The following is a 1,108-nucleotide window of genomic DNA, read 5'->3' on the forward strand; positions in this document are numbered from 1 at the left end:
GAAAATCGCTAGATTAAGTTCATGTTGTGAACGGTTCATATTATAAACATTTTTGATTTTTTTGTCAAATGTAATTTCGCATTGAACTAGCCTTAAAATAATCAGGAGATTACAATGTTCATGATTTCTTTGTGGTTACGGTTAGTACACTGCTATAATAAACTATATCAATTAATAAACAAAAAAGATTGATTTTATTGTAAGCATCAAATAAAAAGTGTATTGAATAAATATAAAAAGCCGAGTAAGGTGGTCATTCTAATAACCATCGCTATTCGGCTTTCTTACATATTGTTTGAACTTGTTCCTCCCATGGCAATAGATAATTAATAAATTCAGAATTTTCCTTGGGTAACCAAATTTAAATAGGGTTTGCTTTAGTAGGGTCTTTTAATAGGGTCTATTAGCAGGGTCTAAAATTTTAATCAAAATCACGTTAAAAAGAGGACAACTACACAATGTAATTATCCTCTTCTTTTTTCTCCATTGTTATTAGATTGCTTAATTCAAATAGAAATGGAGGATATATGAATGATATCATAAAAGCTTTAAATTTAGAAGATGATACTATTCGCCTTGTCGAAATCATCACCAACCAAAACTCTCTTACAAAAACTGTTGTAATCGAGAAACCTTTAGTACCACATGTATGTCCTATATGTGGTTTTTCTATGTACTCTAAGGGTATCTCACTCATCGTAAGGCAAAACATCAAATATTATTAGTCTGTTCATCGAGCCTAGAAAAAGAATCACAAATTTAATACCATTCCTTATCATTAACGAATTAAAGGATATTAATAAAACATGTTCTATGGTAGCTGCACATTTTAATGTATCAGATACCTATGTTCATGATACATTTACTAAATTCGTTGATATGAAACGTTTACCTCTTCCTAGAATATTAAGTATAGATGAAGTCCATTTAGATATTAATGAAAAGACTAAACTGTGTTGTGTACTTATGGATTTTGAAACGAGAGAAATCGTTGATATTTTACCTAATCGCTGGGAAACGACACTCGATGCTTATTTTTATTCTATTAGTTTTCAAGAACGTGGAAACGTAGAATACATAGTAAGCGATATGTATAGCGATATCTTAC

At 30.1% G+C, this 1,108-nt stretch carries 2 protein-coding genes; both read left to right on the top strand.

The window, feature by feature from the left end; genetic code table 11:
• The first annotated feature begins 527 nt into the window (after window positions 1-527).
• Window positions 528-725, top strand: a complete 198-nt coding sequence (locus tag EUBDOL_RS11330) for a hypothetical protein (protein ID WP_004797426.1) — start codon at window positions 528-530, stop codon at window positions 723-725.
• 88 nt (window positions 726-813) lie between these two features.
• A partial coding sequence (locus tag EUBDOL_RS00430; protein ID WP_040462763.1) for a transposase occupies window positions 814-1,108 on the top strand: 295 nt, incomplete at its 3' end.

Origin of the sequence: Amedibacillus dolichus DSM 3991, from assembly GCF_000154285.1 — a bacterium.
Classification (GTDB): domain Bacteria; phylum Bacillota_I; class Bacilli_A; order Erysipelotrichales; family Erysipelotrichaceae; genus Amedibacillus; species Amedibacillus dolichus.